Annotated in this window: 16 protein-coding genes and 1 tRNA gene; 12 read left to right on the top strand and 5 right to left on the bottom strand. The window is 55.2% G+C overall.

Annotation, left to right across the window (positions count from 1 at the left end; all coding sequences use genetic code 11):
• Positions 1-172 precede the first annotated feature (172 nt).
• The 10 genes from NW818_RS03465 to NW818_RS03510 all read left to right on the top strand — a co-directional run bounded on the left by NW818_RS03465 (position 173) and on the right by NW818_RS03510 (position 8,966).
• Positions 173-1,174, top strand: a complete 1,002-nt coding sequence (locus NW818_RS03465) for a zinc-dependent alcohol dehydrogenase family protein (RefSeq protein WP_414423836.1) — start codon at positions 173-175, stop codon at positions 1,172-1,174.
• A 33-nt stretch (positions 1,175-1,207) separates the two neighbouring features.
• The gene (locus NW818_RS03470) at positions 1,208-1,777 is read left to right on the top strand and encodes a hypothetical protein (protein ID WP_414399775.1); all 570 of its coding nucleotides are present in this window, start codon (positions 1,208-1,210) and stop codon (positions 1,775-1,777) included.
• Positions 1,778-1,852: 75 nt separating this feature from the next.
• Positions 1,853-3,448 carry an AAA family ATPase gene (locus NW818_RS03475; RefSeq protein WP_414423845.1) on the top strand — a complete coding sequence of 532 codons (1,596 nt, stop codon included), beginning with the start codon at positions 1,853-1,855 and terminating at the stop codon, positions 3,446-3,448.
• Between the two features lie 295 nt (positions 3,449-3,743).
• Positions 3,744-4,397 (top strand): Crp/Fnr family transcriptional regulator, encoded by a 654-nt coding sequence (locus NW818_RS03480; protein ID WP_414357107.1) that lies wholly within the window; start codon positions 3,744-3,746, stop codon positions 4,395-4,397.
• A gap of 59 nt (positions 4,398-4,456) precedes the next feature.
• Positions 4,457-4,529 (top strand) — tRNA-Phe (locus NW818_RS03485).
• A gap of 237 nt (positions 4,530-4,766) precedes the next feature.
• A complete protein-coding gene (locus NW818_RS03490) occupies positions 4,767-7,268 on the top strand; it encodes a dynamin family protein (RefSeq protein WP_414423837.1) in 2,502 nt (833 codons plus the stop codon).
• 47 nt (positions 7,269-7,315) lie between these two features.
• Complete coding sequence (locus NW818_RS03495) at positions 7,316-7,726, top strand: KGK domain-containing protein (protein WP_414413763.1); 411 nt, start codon at positions 7,316-7,318, stop codon at positions 7,724-7,726.
• Between the two features lie 190 nt (positions 7,727-7,916).
• A complete protein-coding gene (locus NW818_RS03500) occupies positions 7,917-8,282 on the top strand; it encodes a KGK domain-containing protein (protein ID WP_414423838.1) in 366 nt (121 codons plus the stop codon).
• Positions 8,283-8,292: 10 nt separating this feature from the next.
• Complete coding sequence (locus NW818_RS03505) at positions 8,293-8,709, top strand: KGK domain-containing protein (RefSeq protein ID WP_414422539.1); 417 nt, start codon at positions 8,293-8,295, stop codon at positions 8,707-8,709.
• A 2-nt stretch (positions 8,710-8,711) separates the two neighbouring features.
• Positions 8,712-8,966: an HNH endonuclease gene (locus NW818_RS03510; protein ID WP_011430012.1), complete on the top strand. Its 255-nt coding sequence runs from the start codon at positions 8,712-8,714 to the stop codon at positions 8,964-8,966.
• A gap of 64 nt (positions 8,967-9,030) precedes the next feature.
• Here the strand turns inward: NW818_RS03510 and NW818_RS03515 are convergent, their stop codons facing one another.
• Positions 9,031-10,023, bottom strand: a complete 993-nt coding sequence (locus NW818_RS03515) for a YgfZ/GcvT domain-containing protein (protein ID WP_414423839.1) — start codon at positions 10,021-10,023, stop codon at positions 9,031-9,033.
• A 94-nt stretch (positions 10,024-10,117) separates the two neighbouring features.
• Between NW818_RS03515 and NW818_RS03520 the strand changes: the two genes are divergently transcribed.
• Both NW818_RS03520 and NW818_RS03525 read left to right on the top strand, forming a co-directional pair.
• Positions 10,118-11,653, top strand: coding sequence for a hypothetical protein (locus tag NW818_RS03520; RefSeq protein WP_414423840.1), 1,536 nt, complete (start codon positions 10,118-10,120; stop codon positions 11,651-11,653).
• 171 nt (positions 11,654-11,824) lie between these two features.
• Complete coding sequence (locus NW818_RS03525) at positions 11,825-12,067, top strand: hypothetical protein (RefSeq protein WP_414423841.1); 243 nt, start codon at positions 11,825-11,827, stop codon at positions 12,065-12,067.
• On the opposite strand, the gene NW818_RS03530 is transcribed toward NW818_RS03525, so the two are convergent.
• The 4 genes from NW818_RS03530 to NW818_RS03545 all read right to left on the bottom strand — a co-directional run bounded on the left by NW818_RS03530 (position 12,064) and on the right by NW818_RS03545 (position 15,273).
• The gene (locus tag NW818_RS03530) at positions 12,064-12,996 is read right to left on the bottom strand and encodes an AEC family transporter (RefSeq protein ID WP_414423842.1); all 933 of its coding nucleotides are present in this window, start codon (positions 12,994-12,996) and stop codon (positions 12,064-12,066) included. The genes NW818_RS03525 and NW818_RS03530 overlap by 4 nt on opposite strands.
• Positions 12,997-13,022: 26 nt before the next feature.
• Positions 13,023-14,282: a 4-hydroxy-3-methylbut-2-enyl diphosphate reductase gene (locus NW818_RS03535; RefSeq protein ID WP_414423843.1), complete on the bottom strand. Its 1,260-nt coding sequence runs from the start codon at positions 14,280-14,282 to the stop codon at positions 13,023-13,025.
• 216 nt (positions 14,283-14,498) lie between these two features.
• A complete protein-coding gene (locus tag NW818_RS03540; protein WP_011434193.1) occupies positions 14,499-14,774 on the bottom strand; it encodes a lipopolysaccharide assembly protein LapA domain-containing protein in 276 nt (91 codons plus the stop codon).
• A gap of 52 nt (positions 14,775-14,826) precedes the next feature.
• On the bottom strand, positions 14,827-15,273 hold the full coding sequence (locus NW818_RS03545) for a pentapeptide repeat-containing protein (RefSeq protein WP_414423844.1): 447 nt from the start codon (positions 15,271-15,273) through the stop codon (positions 14,827-14,829).
• Positions 15,274-15,425 lie beyond the last annotated feature (152 nt).

Below are 15,425 nucleotides of genomic sequence, written 5' to 3' on the forward strand. Positions count from 1 at the left end.
CGCGGGGCTTCTCGGCGGTTTAGCTAAAATAGGCTAGAGAGCAGCTGCAAGACTCCGCAGGGTTGCAAAGCAACACCCCAATGGGGAGATGCCCATCTTCTCATCACCAGAACAAACTCTACCCTGCATCTTTTGAGCGGGCCAACCCAACTGAAGCTGACAACTTGAGCGCATGAAAGCCGTAGTCATGAGTGTGCCCGGCGGGCCAGAGGTTCTGCAGCTCCGAGAAGTACCTGAGCCCCAAATTCGCGGCGAGCGGGAGCTGCGCATCCGCCTGAGAGCAGCCGGCGTCAACCCCATCGACACCAAGCTGCGGCGACGGGGCACCTTTTATCCAGAGGAGATGCCCGCCATTTTGGGGTGTGACGGTGCCGGCGTTGTGGAAGCCGTGGGATCCGGAGTTAGGCACTTTACAGTGGGAGACGAGGTGTACTTCTGCCACGGGGGTCTGGGCAGGCAGGCGGGGAATTACGCCGAGCTGATCGTGGTGGACGAGCGTTTTGTGGCCCCCAAGCCCAGAACTCTGAGCTTTGCAGAAGCTGCCGCTGCCCCGCTGGTGCTGATCACCGCCTGGGAAGCGCTTTACGACCGGGGGCGTCTCCAGGCCGGCCAAAGTGTGCTCATCCACGGGGGAGCGGGTGGAGTTGGCCATGTGGCCATTCAACTGGCCCGTCTACGGGGATCCAAAGTGGCCACCACCGTGAGCACCCTGGAAAAGGCGGAGTTTGTCCGTTCCCTAGGCGCCGGCTTGCCCATCTTCTACCGGCAGACAGACTTTGTGCGCGCCGTTTTGGACTGGACAGGGGGAGAGGGGGTGGATCTTGCCCTAGATACCTTGGGCGGCAAGCTATTGGAGCAGACCTTCCCCGCAGTGCGCGTGTACGGAGATATCGTCACCCTGCTGGCCCCGGCCCCAGAGATCGACTGGCGGGTGGCTCGCGACCGCAACTTGCGGGTGGGATTTGAGCTGATGCTCACCCCGATGCTGAAAAGCCTGACCAACGCCCAACAAAATCAGGCGGAAATCCTCAGGCAATGTGCCCGCCTCATCGACCAAGGCCAACTGCGGATCCAGCTCAGCCACACCTTTCCTCTGGCCGAAGCGGCTGCCGCCCACCGGTTGCTGGAGCAGGGATCCGTTCTGGGCAAAATTGCCTTAACCATCCCCGAGTAGGCATGCTGGAGAAAGCCCATTGAGGATCTGCCCATGGTTGCTCCTCTCACCCCCCACCTGCTGGAGAACGAGAGCTTCTACGAAAATGCTCTCTGCTGGCTGGGACGACCGCAAACGGCCTATCGGCTGTTGAGCGAAGCGGTTTTTCCTGCCATCTCCTCTTGGGTGCGGGGGGAGGTGGACAGCCGTTCTTTCAACCACTGGCAACTGGAAGATGTGCGCACCTTTCTGTATCCGGTGGTGGCCTTGGGAGACCAAGAAACCCTTGTTCTCTCCAGTGAAGCCCTGCTCCTCTGCGGCATCGGCAACTATTACAACCCCTGTGACTTGGCCATTGTGGTGTTTGTGCAGCAGCCCCAAGAGCTGTTCAGCCAACTGATGCAGCGCATCCGCCGGGCCGAAGCCACCATCAGCCGCGGGCCAGATGTGCGCATGCTCTCGGAACAGGTGAACCTGGCCAAGCGCGGACAAGACTACATCAACACCAAATATCTGGTCTGGCCCTACGCTCTTTCCGGTGCTGCTCAAGATACGCTAATTCAGCAGGGGATCAGCCTCATCCGTCTTTCCCCCCAAGAAGCCGCCTTGCCCTTTAAGGAATAGGTGGAGGACAATCTGCTCTGTCGGCGGAAGATAGGGATCCCCGTCCAAGCCCTTTTTCCATCTCTATCGTTTTTCATGGTCGATACCCACCTGCCCCCCTTGATCCAAGCGATGCTGGATCCCGCCTTCTACCCTCATCCGGTACAGGATCCCATTCGGCTTATTCAAACCCACATTTCCTATATTCTGCTGACAGGCGACTATGCCTATAAAGTGAAAAAGCCTTTGGACTTTGGCTTTTTGAACTTCACCACTCTGGAGAAGCGACGCCACTTTTGCCAAGAAGAGTTGCGCATGAACCAGCGCGGCGCTCCCGGCCTCTATCTGCAAGTTTTGCCCATTGTCCAGACCGATGGCCGATTTCAGCTCAACGGCAGCGGCGAGCCTGTAGAATACGCTCTGCAAATGCGGCAATTTCCCCAAGAGCAACTGTTCAGCAACCTGTTTGAGCGGGGAGAGCTGACGCCGGCCTTGATGGAGGAGCTGGGGCGGGTGGTGGCGAGGTTTCACGCCCAAACCGAGACCAACGATTACATCCGCAGCTTTGGCCGGCCAGAACGGGTGCGAGAAGCCTTTGACGAGAATTACGCCCAAACCCAGCGCTACATCGGCGGCCTGCAAACGGCTCAGCAATATCGAGAAACCCAAGCCTACACCGATCGCTTTTTTGCTGAGCGGCAGGAGCTGTTTCAACAAAGAATAGAACAAAACCGCATTCGTGAATGCCACGGAGACCTGCACCTAGGCAACATCTGTTTTTGGGAAGGGAAGATCCTGCTTTTTGATTGCATCGAGTTCAACGAAGCCTTCCGCTTTGTGGATGTCATGTACGACATATCCTATGGGGTGATGGATTTGGATGCCCGCCATCGCCCCGATCTGGGAAACGCCTATTTGAACACCTACCTGGAAGAAACCGGAGATTGGGAAGGGTTGAAGATCTTGCCTATTTACCTCAATCGGCAGGCCTACGTGCGGGCCAAGGTCACCTCTTTTTTGCTGGAGGATCCCACTGCAGCAGAGGAAGCCAAGGCCACAGCCTTTAGCACCGCCGCCCGCTATTACCGTCTTGCCTGGGAATACACCCTCCCCAAGCGGGGGCAGTTGTTCCTGATGTCGGGATTGTCGGGATCCGGCAAAAGCACGGTAGCCCGCCACTTGGCCCGTCAGCGGGGAGCCATTCACATTCGCTCCGATGCGGTGCGCAAGCATTTGGCCGGGATCCCTCTGCGGCAACGGGGGGGGCCGGAGGTTTATACCCCGGAGATGACCGATAAAACCTACCGCCGCTTGGTGCAGTTGGGAGTAGAGCTGGCCCAGGAAGGCTACACCGTGATTCTGGACGCCAAGTTTGACCGGCAAGCCCTGCGGGGGATGGCCATTGATCAGGCCCAACGCCAAGGGATCCCACTGCGCATCCTCCACTGCTACGCCCCTGAACCTGTTTTGCGGGAGCGCCTGCAACGCCGCAGCCCAGCTCCTCAACCCCTCTTGGCCCCAGCTGGTTCCAGCGATGGAGATCAGCAGCCCTCTGCCGACATTGCCGATGCCACCGCCGAGATGCTCTCCCAACAGCAGGCCCACTGGCAGGATTTTTCCGATTCGGAACGGCCTTTTTTAAAGGTTTTGGATACCAGCCAAGATTGGCCATCTCAACTTCAGCAGGTCTAGATCTCGACTCAAACTGCACAAACTCGAGAAAATTGCTATCAGCAAGATGGATTTTGCCGTTTCTGGGCTAGAGGATGGCAGCAGCTTTTGTTGTGCAGGGATCCCTTTCCAAAGTAGCGGTAAAAATTGGGTCTAAAGCCCTGCCCTATCGCTACGCAGTTCGCCCTGGCGGGCTGTAGGCTGGGGAGCAGGGGGGCTTTCCAGGCCTACCCTTTTCCCATCCCACTCAACCAGAACTGACCACGTGCAGGAGGATCCCACGGTGAGCGATGTAACTCCAGATGACCTTCGCCTGATGCTCCTGTTCGAGGGCTTTCCTCCTGAGAGGCTAGAGCCTCTGGCCGGGCAAATGTCGTTGCGCTCCCACCCGGTCAACCAGGCCATCTTGTTACAAAATGACTGGGGTAACGCCGTTTATTTCATCCTGGAAGGGTGGGTCAAGATTCGCACCCATGATCTCGAAGGCCGGGAGATCACCCTCACCATTCTTGGTCCAGGGGAAATCTTCGGGGAAATGGCTGCTTTGGACGAAGCGCCTCGTTCTACCGACGTTGTAGCCCTAACCGCCACCAAAGTCGGTTGTCTGTCGGCCCAACACTTCCTGGCTTTTTTGGCTTCTGATCCTCAGGCCGGCATCCGCCTTGCTCAGCTCATGTCGCGCCGCTTACGGCAGATCAACCGTCGTCTGCAGTTGCGCGAGGCCAGTAGTACGGCCCGTGTTGCCGATATCCTGCTGTTTTTGGCCGAATCCCGTGGCCGGGTTAGCCGAAGTGGCGTAGAGATCCCCAACTTGCCCCATCGGGAGCTGAGCAGCCTAAGTGGCCTAGCCCGGGAAACGGTCACTCGCGTCCTGTCCAAGCTGGAGCAAGAGGAGCTGATCCGCCGGGATCGCACTCGAGATGTTCTCTGCATCCCCCAGATGGAGGCTTTGGAGAAATTGATTGGCTAAATTGGGGGCGCCACCAGTTGTCAAAACCCCCCTCGACATCGTAATATAGTAGGTCCAGAGCCGGGATAGCTCAGTTGGTAGAGCAGAGGACTGAAAATCCTCGTGTCACCAGTTCAAGTCTGGTTCCTGGCATCTGGTATGAGTATGCTGAGGCGGGCTTGGGTCAACGACCTAAGCCTTTTTGCTATGTCGGTCTGGGGAGTTCTGCTCTTCTCTCTTCACGTGTATGCACATATAGCCACACAGCTCCGGGACTGAAGAAAATTGTTGTAGGAATCCTCACCTCAAGCATAGGCAAGTTATAATCCCGGCAGCCTCTGCGGAGATTGCTCTCTTATGTCTGTAAAGCTCCTGCCTCAGTGTGAGAACTTGAAAGATCAGGTTGAAGCTATCCTGCAACTCTGGCATCAGGATTCCACTTTTTCAGGCAAGCAAGATACCACTCGGATTCAAGCTTCCCTCAGCAAAGCTATTTCTCCAACCTTCGAGATTGTCTTTGCCGGTGCTTTCAGTGCTGGCAAGTCTATGCTAATCAATGCCCTCTTAGAAAGAGAGCTTCTCTACAGCGCCGAAGGGCACGCCACAGGGACAGAGTGCTACATCGCCTACGCAGAGCCAAATGCGGAGAGGGTAGTGCTCACTTTTCTTAGCGAGCAGGAAGTGCAAGAACAGATGACCGCCTTCTGCGCTTTCCTAAACTTGGCTCCGTCACTCAGCAGGCTGGAAGACACTGCACTGAATCCCCTGAAGGAGCGTGCTGAGGCTATTATTCAGCAGGAGGGAGGCAAAAGCAAGTCAGAGCGGGCGAAGCAGGCGGATGCACTTCGCTTGTTGATTACAGGTTTCCAGCAGAACCGGGACAAAATTCACCCTACCGAGAACAAAGTTTTCTCAATGGAGCAGCTCAACTTCGGCAACCTAAGAGAAGCTGCGGGTTTTGCCCGGCGCGGCGCCAATAGCGCAGTTTTGCGAAAGGTGGAATACTATTGCCACCACCCCTTGCTGGAAGATGGAAACGTTATTGTCGATACTCCTGGGATCGATGCTCCAGTCAAAGCGGATGCAGAGCGTACTTATCGAAAAATTGCCGATCCGGATACGTCCGCAGTTGTTTGCGTTCTCAAGTGTGCTGCAACGGGTGAGCTGACCAAGGAAGAGACAGAGCTTATTGAGCATATTCAAAGTAATGATAGCATCAGGGATCGCGTCTTCTATGTGTTTAACCGGATTGATGAGACTTGGTACAACGCACAACTAAAGCATAGACTAGAAAACATTATCGACCAGCAGTTTCGTCAACTCCGCGTATTTAAGACAAGCGGCCTTCTCGGCTTCTATGGTTCCCAGATCAAGGCAACTACCCCCGAGGATCGATTTGGACTGGATACGATTTTTTCAGAAAGCATCAAAGAATTGGGTGGTGAGGAAGAAACGCCCCAGTTTGTCAGCGAGTTTAACAAGTACTGCACGTCAGGTAGGTTGGTTGGATCCCCGTTCCGCCCTTCTGTACATGGGTACGACACACCCATAAATAACTACGTTCGGATTCTGAGGGAGTGGGGAAAACCTTTGATTGAGTATATGATTAAAGATAGCGGTATTGAAGACTTTCGGGCTGGGATCACTCGTTATTTAACGGAAGAAAAGCGGCCACAGCTATTTTCCGCGCTGGCCGATGATTTGCAACCTCTCTGCATCGAGATGAGGAAGTCCTATCTAGATCTCTACCGAGACATTGATAGCCAGCCCAAAGAGATTGACAGCATGATTTCCTATGAGCTGACGCTGATCAATCAGCAGCTAGCCAGTATCGGCCGAGAGTTTGACGAGCATATCCAGACAGTAGTCAATAAAGTTATTAACGGAGAAAACAAAGAATTTGAGAACGATTTCCATAAATTGAAGACTAGGATGGTACGGAGGCTAGATGAGCTTTTGGATACTTTTTCGTTGGACAATGTTTACAGTCAAGCCGTTCGCATTCGTCCCCGCAACTCCACAGCTCCATTCTTAGCTGTATTGGTCGAAGCCTTTTATTATTTGTCCAACCATCTAGAGGACATCCTGGTAGAATCAGCCAGCACGCTTGTAGAGAACTTCTTTCGTCGCCTTGTTGATGAAGTTCGCAGCTCGAGCTACTACAGGCAGTTGTTTCGCCTACTGGGATCCGATGGGGACTTGGAGAAAAAGCTTCTTTTGGTTAAGGAGGTAACTTTGAGTTCTCTTGTCAATGGTGCCCGAAAAGAGTGCGACCGCTACCTCAGAGAAAGTCCCCGCTTCTACGACGAAGGAACATTCTCGATCTACCAGTTTCGAGAAGTCCTAAGACAAACCAGCCAATCATACGACATCTCTGCTATTCGCGACGCAGAGCCTGGAATCCGACAATTACTCAAGCTTGACTTTGAGCCGAAAATTAGCCAGACAGTGCGTTCTAGCTTCCGACAAGAGACCAACAATACTCTAAAAACTCAGCTATTGCCGGTTGCCAAGCAAGTAGCCGATGAGATTTTACAAAAGTACCCAGAAGCAAAGCAGTTCATGGAAGCAACTCTCAGGAAAGAGGCTGAAGAGAAAATTGCGCTTAACCAACAGCGGCTGAAAGAACTGGAGGCAAGCATAGACAAGTACAACCAAGCTGTTTCTGGGATCAACCTCTGCTTGCAAGCTTTGGGCCTCAATCGTGAGATGCTGCCCTTGATTACTCGTCCTGAACCTTCCTCTGTTGGTGAGTCAGTTCAAATTTTGGCAAGTCTTCCTGAACAGCAAGTAGGTGACAGCAATGCAAGCGAAGCAGTCGCTCTTGGTCGTTCTACACCCATAGACGAGAGTTTTCCAGAGTTGGATAGCATTCTCGATGATTTGAGATAGAGCGGCTTGTCTTTGTTTTTGGCCTTTCACTTGATCCAGATAAAGTCATGGGATCCAAATCGATACCTCTGCAGCAGCACCCAGAAGGGATCCTCTCTGTAAGGGAGAAAACTTTCAAGGTTGCCAACTTGGTCAAAGCAGCCCAAGAGGACTTGACCAAGAAAGAAGAGCTGCATCGCTTGTTCATTGCGGCCTTGAGATCCTCAGGGATCCTGCCGCCGGAAGACTTGCTCAACATTGCCAGTAGCCTTCTTGCTCCCAAGCCAGAAGAAAAATTGTTGCAAGAAGCGAAGTGGTTTGGGCAGGGACTTGCTTGTCAGCTCTTGGTGCCAGGCAAGAAAGATTGGGAAAAAGGCAGAGTCAGATTGCGGATCATTGTAGAGTTTGAGCCAGAGGATACAGGCTCAGAGGGCGGCAGTGAATCCCCTCTAGATGACCTTCGTGGAGGTGAGGAATAACTTAACTGGAAAAATGCACCAGGAGGTTGATCCAGGAGGTTGATCAAGTGTCAGATAATCTTTCTGAACAAGCTCAAGATTGCTTTAGCGAGCTCGACAGCCCTCCAGATCAGGAGGCATTGGATCTCTTTTGGATGACATTCGGGGAGATGTCAGTCAGTAAAGTCTGTTAGCAATAGGAGACAATGCCGTGGTCGATCCGATAGTTTTTAGGTCAGATGATAGGGAAACTGTCGTTGGAATTGGTGATCAAGTCTACCTTCCAAGTAGCTTGCATAGTGCAATTATTAATTACCTTCTTTCAGATACTTTACGGACAAACGGTTACCTTAAATCAAGAAAGGTTTATGCGGACATTAGAATGCTCGTGGATGGAATAAAATCTAGAGTCTTACAGCCCAGAAAGTCGTGGATCTCTGGCAAGATATCAGTCAAAGTTTATCTCGAGTTTGTTCCTGATGACCCATATAGAGATTCTGGAGATAGCGCTCCCAGAAAACTAGAGGATTCTATACTGGATGATTTACGGGCTGTTCAAGTTGTCTCTATGTCTTGAGGTCGATAAGATGACAAAAACATCCATTAATCTTAGCCAACTGGGAGACGGAGTTATCACTTTTATCAACAAGAACAATAAGCAGAAAGTCTACATGATTTCCAAGCTTTGCGATTCTATCAATTCTTATTTCCTGAAGTTTGACCAAATGGGAAGAGGACTAGACAGTCACTTGAGTTCGTCTGAGATACAAACAGGTATTCCCTATGAAGATCAGGTTCATTTTTTCCATAAAGGAGTTCCATGCTCGATTCTTTCTCCTAAAACTAACGGTTGGCAGACCGGTAGAGTAAAAGTAAGAGTAGAAGTTACGATTGACTTTTATCCTGACAATCCTGAATTTCTGATAAAAGAACCCGACCAAGAGATATTAGAACCTCTAGATGAAAAGTCTCCACTGGACGATCTTCGCAGTATGGATGAATAACGATGAAAGAAAGAAAATCCGGCGAAAGGATTCTAATTCCAGCAGCCGTGCGGGAGTATGTTTTCCAAAGAGACGGCTTCCGTTGTCGCGGTTGCGGAAAGTCGCCCCCAGAGGTTCAGCTTCAGATCGATCACATCATCCCCATTGCCCAAGGGGGCAGCAACGACATCAGCAATCTGCAAACGTTGTGCAAAACCTGTAACCGACGCAAAAAGGATCGACGGGATCCCCGCTTTCGCCGCCACTTTGACTGGTAAGTTCTTAATCCTTTGCCCATTTTCTCTCTACAAAGCAGGAGAGCTTTCTGCCGCAAAAATAATGCTAGACAATAGGCGGGAAGCTGGAAAACGGCATTCGGGTCAGGACTCCCGGCGCTGAGCCGACTTCAACTTCCAGCCCCTCGGCAGGATTGAATTTAGTGCGCACGTATCCCAATCCCAGGTACCCTTGCGAAGTCAAGCCCGCGCTGGTCAGTAAACCAATCTTTTCCCCCTGCCGCAAAATCTCTGTGCCAGGATGAGCTTCTCCTTGGAGGCGGATCCCCCACAAAGTTTGCCGAATGCGCCGGTAGGTTACCTGCTTGGCCAAGACTTCCTGGCCAACGTAGCAACCTTTGTCAAGGGAAACAGCTCGCCACAGGCCGGCTTCTAGGGGGTTGTAGTCTGAGGTCAGCTCTCGGTCGGCGGCGGGGCGACCCGCTTCTAGGCGGAGGACTTCCCACAGCTCAGGTGGGGCCAGCTTGGCTCCGGCTTGGAGCAAGCATTCTTCAAGAGCGACTTTCTGGTCAATGGTGCCCCAGAGGGTAAACCCCGGCTGGGCAAGACCCGTGCCACAAGCCAGATGGACAGGGATCCCCTGGATCTCCACGGGGCGGTGCTCATGGGGCCCGGTCGGGATCTCTTCTGAGCTCACCACTTTCTCCAGGAGAGCCTGACTCTGGGGGCCGAGCAATCCAAAACCAAAGGTCTGATCTGTCTCATCTTTCAACTGTGCTCCCCGCACCAAAGGCAGCATGCGCCCCAAACTCTGCATCAGCAGGCTGCGCCGCTGGGGTGAAGTCCAGATCCAGCAGTCTTCTTCTCCCACGTACACCGTTGCCAAATCCAGGATGCCGGCGGTGGGGGTCACGAAAACCGTGTCGGCCCCCTGCCCTGGCTGGAGGGCCTTCAGATTTTGGGTGCTTTGGTTGTGCAGATAGTCCAAGCCTGGGGATCCCTTCATGCGCAAACGGCCCCACCCGGAGCGGTCTAGAAGCAGGGATCCCGTCTGTGCAACGGGTTGGCCCTCTGTGGGAACAGCAGAAAGAAGAGACATCGCTCACCCCAGAGATGGGATTTGGTTTTCTTCTCTACCCTAGAATAGGCTAGTTCACTCCACCGTCTGTGGCAGATCCCCGGCGTACTGAACTGTGATTGAGGTTGAAGTCCACCAACAGTTGCGGCAGCTTTTGCGGCAGTCTCCCGAAGCCCTGTGGCCCCACCAGTTGACGATGGCTCGCATGGTGGCGCGAGGGTTGCGGTTGGGTCGCAGCACCTTGATCCAGGTGCCTGCTGGGGGTCAGCACCGCCTCAGTTATCTGCTGCCGGCCCTGATGTGGCCCAACCCCACCTTGCTCTGCGCTACAGCTCCTGTGCAGGCGCAAATTTTGGGGGAAGAGATCCCCTGGCTACAGCACACCCTGCAGTTGCATAAGCCCGTCCTGCAAAAAGACCGTTGGCCGGATCCCGATTTCCAGGGGTTGCTGTTGGTGGATCCCCTGGATTGGCTGCAAGCTCGCCTGAGAAAGGGATCCTCGGAAGTGCCAACAGGGATCCCTTTGATCCTGGATGGAGCCGAAGACCTGGAAGATTGGGCCTACCAGGCGCTAACGGTGACCCTGGAAGCCAGCCATTGGCAACAGCTCCGGCAAATCTTCCCTGCCGAGGCGGAGCAGCTCTCCCAGGTTCAGGTCAATTTGTCCCTGCAGCTTTTGCGGCGGCCTCTTTCCCGCTGTCTGCTTCATGCGGATGAACAGGTTCACCTGGATGCTGTGCTGTCTTTGGTGACAGGCTACCCCGGCTGGCTGCCGGATCCCTGGGATCAAATCCGCCGGCGGCTCAGCTCTGAGGGGGATCCCGTCTCCAAATGGATTTGGTGGGCCGAAACCGACCGAGAAACCGGTCGCCTCACCCTTCACCACAGCCCGGCGGCTCTGCAGGATTGGTTGGCCCCCATTTGGGCCACACAGCCGGTGGTGATTATTGGGGAAGCGCTGGATCTGGATCGCCAGGCGGAAACCTATCGGCGACGGTTGGGCTTGCCGGATCTGACGCCGCTGCGGTTTGCCTCAGGCGAGGGTTGGCCACGTTCTGGCGGGGCGGAGCTTTCCCTTTACTTGCCGCGCCTCCCCCTGCCCAACAGCCCTCTATTTCAGGATCACCTGCTGCAAGAGCTGAAAAACTTGATCCCTCAGGCGCAGGGCTTCGTGGTGGTGTTGGTGTCGGATCAGCCTCTGCAAGCACAGGTGGGAGCGGCTTTGGCTGCCGAATTCGGCTCGCGGGTGCGGGTAAACAGCCCGTTCCCCGGCGAAAAGGGCATTTTGGTCTGCGACTGGCCCTACTGGCTGCACCACAAGGCCGGCTTGCCGCGCCCTGAGCTGATGGTGATCGCCACTTTGCCTTTCCCTTCTGTGGAAGACCCAAGGGTGGCCGGACGGGTGCAATATCTGCAACGCACCCAGCAGGACTGGTTCCGTCAGTACCTTTTGCCGGTGGCCGCTGCCCAGTTGCAACGGGCCGTCGCGCCTCTGCGGCAAGGCTCTGATTCGGGAGAAGACCCCAGCTCCCCCACTCGATGGGTGGCTATTTTGGATAGCCGCATTATCGTCCGCAGCTACGGCGTCTCTCTTCTCAATGCCTTGGGGCCAACTTTACGGGTCGAGCAGCGCAGCCAACTGTTTGTTTAGGGATCCCTGGGCCTCTTGCGCCAGTTGGTTGATGGTGATGGATTGGTTTTGCCTGAGCGATTGAGAGAAGGCTTGTTCAGAACAGAGGGGGAGATTTGTATCCTAGAGAGCCAAAGCCAACTGGGATCCGAGTTATTCTGAGGGTGAATCACTCCTACTCACCTTCTTCTCATGACCAATCCTGCTCTCAGCTCCGTTCACGCTCGCAACAGCGGTGCGGAGCACTCCAGCGAGCCAGAGGCCCTCACAGCACTGCGCACGCAAGCAGTTTGGAAGCCATTGCGGCAGGCCATTGTGGAAAGCTCGGGTTTTCGGGGATGGCTCCAGGGCCGGGAGTTGCCCACTCAGGAAGCAGAGCTGGATCAACTGGTGCATAGCTACCTCGAGCAAACCTTGTCTCACCTGGCCTATTAGGATCCCCAGAGTCCCAGCCAGAGGGGCAAGGTCAGCAAGGCGGCTAAGTACCCGACGGCCAAGGCAGTTACGGTAATTTCCCGATCCAAGTCGTATTCTTCCGTGAGCACCAGGGTGGCGATGGCGGGGGGCATACCGCTCTGCAGGACCAGCACCAGCTTGGCCAGAGGCGGGTAGGGGGTGAAGGCAAGGCCAATTCCCACCAAGAGCGGCACAATCACAATTTTGATCAAGAGGGCCACTCCGGCGGCAAGAAAGGATCCCCAGCGCTTCACCTGGGCCAGCCGCATCCCCAAAATCATCAAACTGAGCGGGATCATGCTCCAGGCAAAAGCCGCCAACCCTTGAGAGAGCCAACCCGGCAGGGGTTCGCGGGTCAGCAGTAGGCCCATCGCAAACGACCAAAGAGCAGGGGTGCGCAAAATGTGGAGGCCCACCTGCCAAGGTTGGGCATGGGAACTGCCGTGGCGGCTGGCCACCCACACGCCAAACCCGTAGGCCATGAACAGAGTGCCCAGCAGATCATAGAACAGGGCCCAGCCAAAGTAAGCCCTTCCGGCCACAGCCAGACAGATGGGATAGCCCAAATACCCGGTGTTCCCCAGAGTGGCGGTCAGGTGAAAGCTGCCCTGCTGGGCGCTGCTCCAACAGCTGTGGCGCTGCCACCACAGCCAAGCGCTGGTCAAGGCAAACCCCAGCCCCACCGACAGCCAGCAGATCAGGGGAGCAACCCAGATTTGACCCGACAGATCCACCCCCTGCATAAACCCAACAATGCTGAGGGGCACTCCCACCCAAAACATGAATCGCCCCAAGGCGTGGGGATCCAGCCAACGATTCCAGCCGCCGGGCAGCCCCTTCTGGAGAGCAAACCCCAGCAGCGTCCAGCCCAGCAAGGGAGGATAAACCTGAAAAAGGGTGTTGAGCACGCTCAAAGGGAAGAGGGAAGGGATCCCTAGGCAGGGATCCGCCGGGGTTCTTCACGCAGGGCGAAGATGCGTTGAATCACCTCCTCGACAACGCGGTCTGGGGTAGAGGCACCGGAGGTAATGCCGATTTGCACCGGCCCATCGGGTAGCCACCCTTCGGTAACTGTCGGGTCTTGGTGAAGGGGCTTGTGGCGGATGCGGTTGTTGGGTTGGATGCAGTCAGGACCATCGATATGGAAGGAGGGCAGGCCCTTGGCCAGGGCAATTTCCTGCAGGTGGGTGGTATTCGAGGAATTAAACCCCCCGATCACCACCACCACATCCAAAGGCTGCTCGAGCAGCTCGAACATGGCATCCTGCCGCTCTTGGGTGGCATTGCAGATGGTGTTAAAGCTCATGAAGTGGTTGTCTAACTCCTGGGGGCCATATTTGCGCAGCATGGTGGTCTCAAACAGCTTGGCAATGGCGCGGGTCTCCCCTTCCAGCATCGTGGTTTGGTTGGCGATGCCGATCCGCTCCAGATCGCGATCCGGATCAAAACCGGGGGAAGTGGCCTTGCCGAAGCGCCGCCGAAATTCTGCCGCATCTCCGCCCTGCAAAATGTAGCGGGCGACCCATTCTGCTTCTTCCAGGTTCAGCACCACCAGATATTTTTCGGCAAAGGAGCTGGTGGCTACGGTTTCCTCGTGGTTGTACTTGCCGTGGATGACAGAGGTAAATTGGGCCGCGCGGTGCTTGTCCACTTGGTTCCACACGCGGGAAACCCAGGGGCAGGTGGTATCGACAATCTCATTGCCCTGCGACCGAAAAAACGCCATTTCCGATGCACTTGCCCCAAAAGCAGGCCAGATCACCACATCTTGGGGCCGGATCTGAGAGAAGTCCTTCTTGCCGTCTGGGCCTTTCTCCACAAAGCGGATCCCCATCTCCTTCAGGTGCTGGTTTACCAGAGGGTTGTGGATGATCTCGTTGGTGATCCACAGTTGCCGATCCGGAAAGCGTCGCCGCGCTTCATAAGCATATTCCACCGCCCGTTCCACGCCCCAGCAAAAGCCAAAGGCTTTGGCCAGGTGAATGGTGATGTCACCCCGCTGATAGCGGTAAGCCTGGGCGCGGATTTGCTCCACAAGGGGGCTTTTGTAGGTGGTTTGCAGCTCCAGTTGAGCTTGATCCTTGTGTTCTTCAAACCCCTTGGCAAAGTAGGTGCTGGATCCGCGCAGGGCTTTGCGCAGGGCCCGTGGGTCTTGGGGAGAGCTATCCGGGGAAGTAGGTTGGAAATAAGCCATGGTTACGGTTGGAGATACGCACTGATCAAGCAGACGGCGAAGGGATCCTTTCTCAGCTTACGCCCAGTCTCGCATCGGTGGGCCATTCCAGCATGCTTTCCCTAGGGCCAGCGACAAGATTGTCAAGTCAACTATAGAATTGCAGGTAGAATTGCAGGGGATCGAAGCTGTTGAGCCAAAGCCAGAAAGCAGAGGGATCCCTTTGGGAATTGGCCGTTATTGGGGCGGTTGATCCTGCATTTCCAGTTGGCGCACCCGCTCTTGTAATTGGCGGGCGGTGGCAGAAAAGCTGCGTCCAGGCCAGAGGAGAGAGCCCAGCCCCACCGTCAACAGGCCCAAGCCGACAGCCGCGGCAATGAGAAATCCCAAAGGCAGCTCCACCGAGCGCCACATCAAGAAGTGTACGGTCAGGGTGGTGGGGTTTTGTCCGGCCAGGACTGCCACTCCCAAAGCCAGCAGCAGTGTCAAGACCAAGTTGAACAGCAGCAACATCAGGGATCCCGTCGCAACAGTTCCATTCTGCCTTGTCTGCTGGGGGGGTGGCTCAAGCCCGCACACTCCCGTCAGGTAGGATGGCCCCCCTGAGGTCAGCGCCGGTCAGCACTGCTCCGCCGATTTTTGCCCCGCTTAGATCGGATCCCTGCAGTTGTGCACGGGTTAGCTTGGCTTCCCAAAGGTAGGCACCGTGCAAGTTGGCTTCCCGCAAGTCGGCAAAGCTGAGATCCGCGCCGATCAAGTTGGCTTCCCAAAGATTGGCCCCGCGGAGGTTGGCCCCCATCAAGTTGGCCAAGCTGAGATCGGCGCCGCGCAAATCGGCTTCCTGCAGGTTAATGCCACTCAGCTTGCCAAAGGAGAGGTTGGCCCCTCTCAGATTCACCCCTTGCAAGTTGGAGCGCACCAAGTCCACCCCCACCAGGTTGGATTCTTGAAAGTTGCGCTCGCCAGAGGCATATTCTGTCAGCAGATCGTCAGCAGTTGTCACTCGGGGCATGGCCGGATACTGCCATCCGTGCGTTAAGCTTAACAATTTCTGGCTGCTCAACGGGGTACTGATGACCGCTCCGAAAGACCTACGAAACGCTAACAAACACTTCCAGAGTGTTCAGTGCCTGTCGCGTCTGATACATTTACGCTGAACACTGC

The sequence above is a fragment of the Synechococcus sp. R6-5 genome (assembly GCF_047461775.1).
Lineage (GTDB): Bacteria > Cyanobacteriota > Cyanobacteriia > Thermostichales > Thermostichaceae > Thermostichus.

Bases quoted from the DNA above. Each gene is read 5' to 3' on its own strand.
- NW818_RS03545 (WP_414423844.1), bottom strand. From the start codon at position 15,273: ATGCCCCGAGTGACAACTGCTGACGATCTGCTGACAGAATATGCCTCT.
- NW818_RS03470 (WP_414399775.1), top strand. From the start codon at position 1,208: ATGGTTGCTCCTCTCACCCCCCACCTGCTGGAGAACGAGAGCTTCTAC.
- NW818_RS03480 (WP_414357107.1), top strand. From the start codon at position 3,744: ATGCTCCTGTTCGAGGGCTTTCCTCCTGAGAGGCTAGAGCCTCTGGCC.
- NW818_RS03495 (WP_414413763.1), top strand. From the start codon at position 7,316: ATGGGATCCAAATCGATACCTCTGCAGCAGCACCCAGAAGGGATCCTC.
- NW818_RS03505 (WP_414422539.1), top strand. From the start codon at position 8,293: ATGACAAAAACATCCATTAATCTTAGCCAACTGGGAGACGGAGTTATC.
- NW818_RS03515 (WP_414423839.1), bottom strand. From the start codon at position 10,023: ATGTCTCTTCTTTCTGCTGTTCCCACAGAGGGCCAACCCGTTGCACAG.
- NW818_RS03465 (WP_414423836.1), top strand. From the start codon at position 173: ATGAAAGCCGTAGTCATGAGTGTGCCCGGCGGGCCAGAGGTTCTGCAG.
- NW818_RS03510 (WP_011430012.1), top strand. From the start codon at position 8,712: ATGAAAGAAAGAAAATCCGGCGAAAGGATTCTAATTCCAGCAGCCGTG.
- NW818_RS03535 (WP_414423843.1), bottom strand. From the start codon at position 14,282: ATGGCTTATTTCCAACCTACTTCCCCGGATAGCTCTCCCCAAGACCCA.
- NW818_RS03475 (WP_414423845.1), top strand. From the start codon at position 1,853: ATGGTCGATACCCACCTGCCCCCCTTGATCCAAGCGATGCTGGATCCC.
- NW818_RS03525 (WP_414423841.1), top strand. From the start codon at position 11,825: ATGACCAATCCTGCTCTCAGCTCCGTTCACGCTCGCAACAGCGGTGCG.
- NW818_RS03540 (WP_011434193.1), bottom strand. From the start codon at position 14,774: ATGTTGCTGCTGTTCAACTTGGTCTTGACACTGCTGCTGGCTTTGGGA.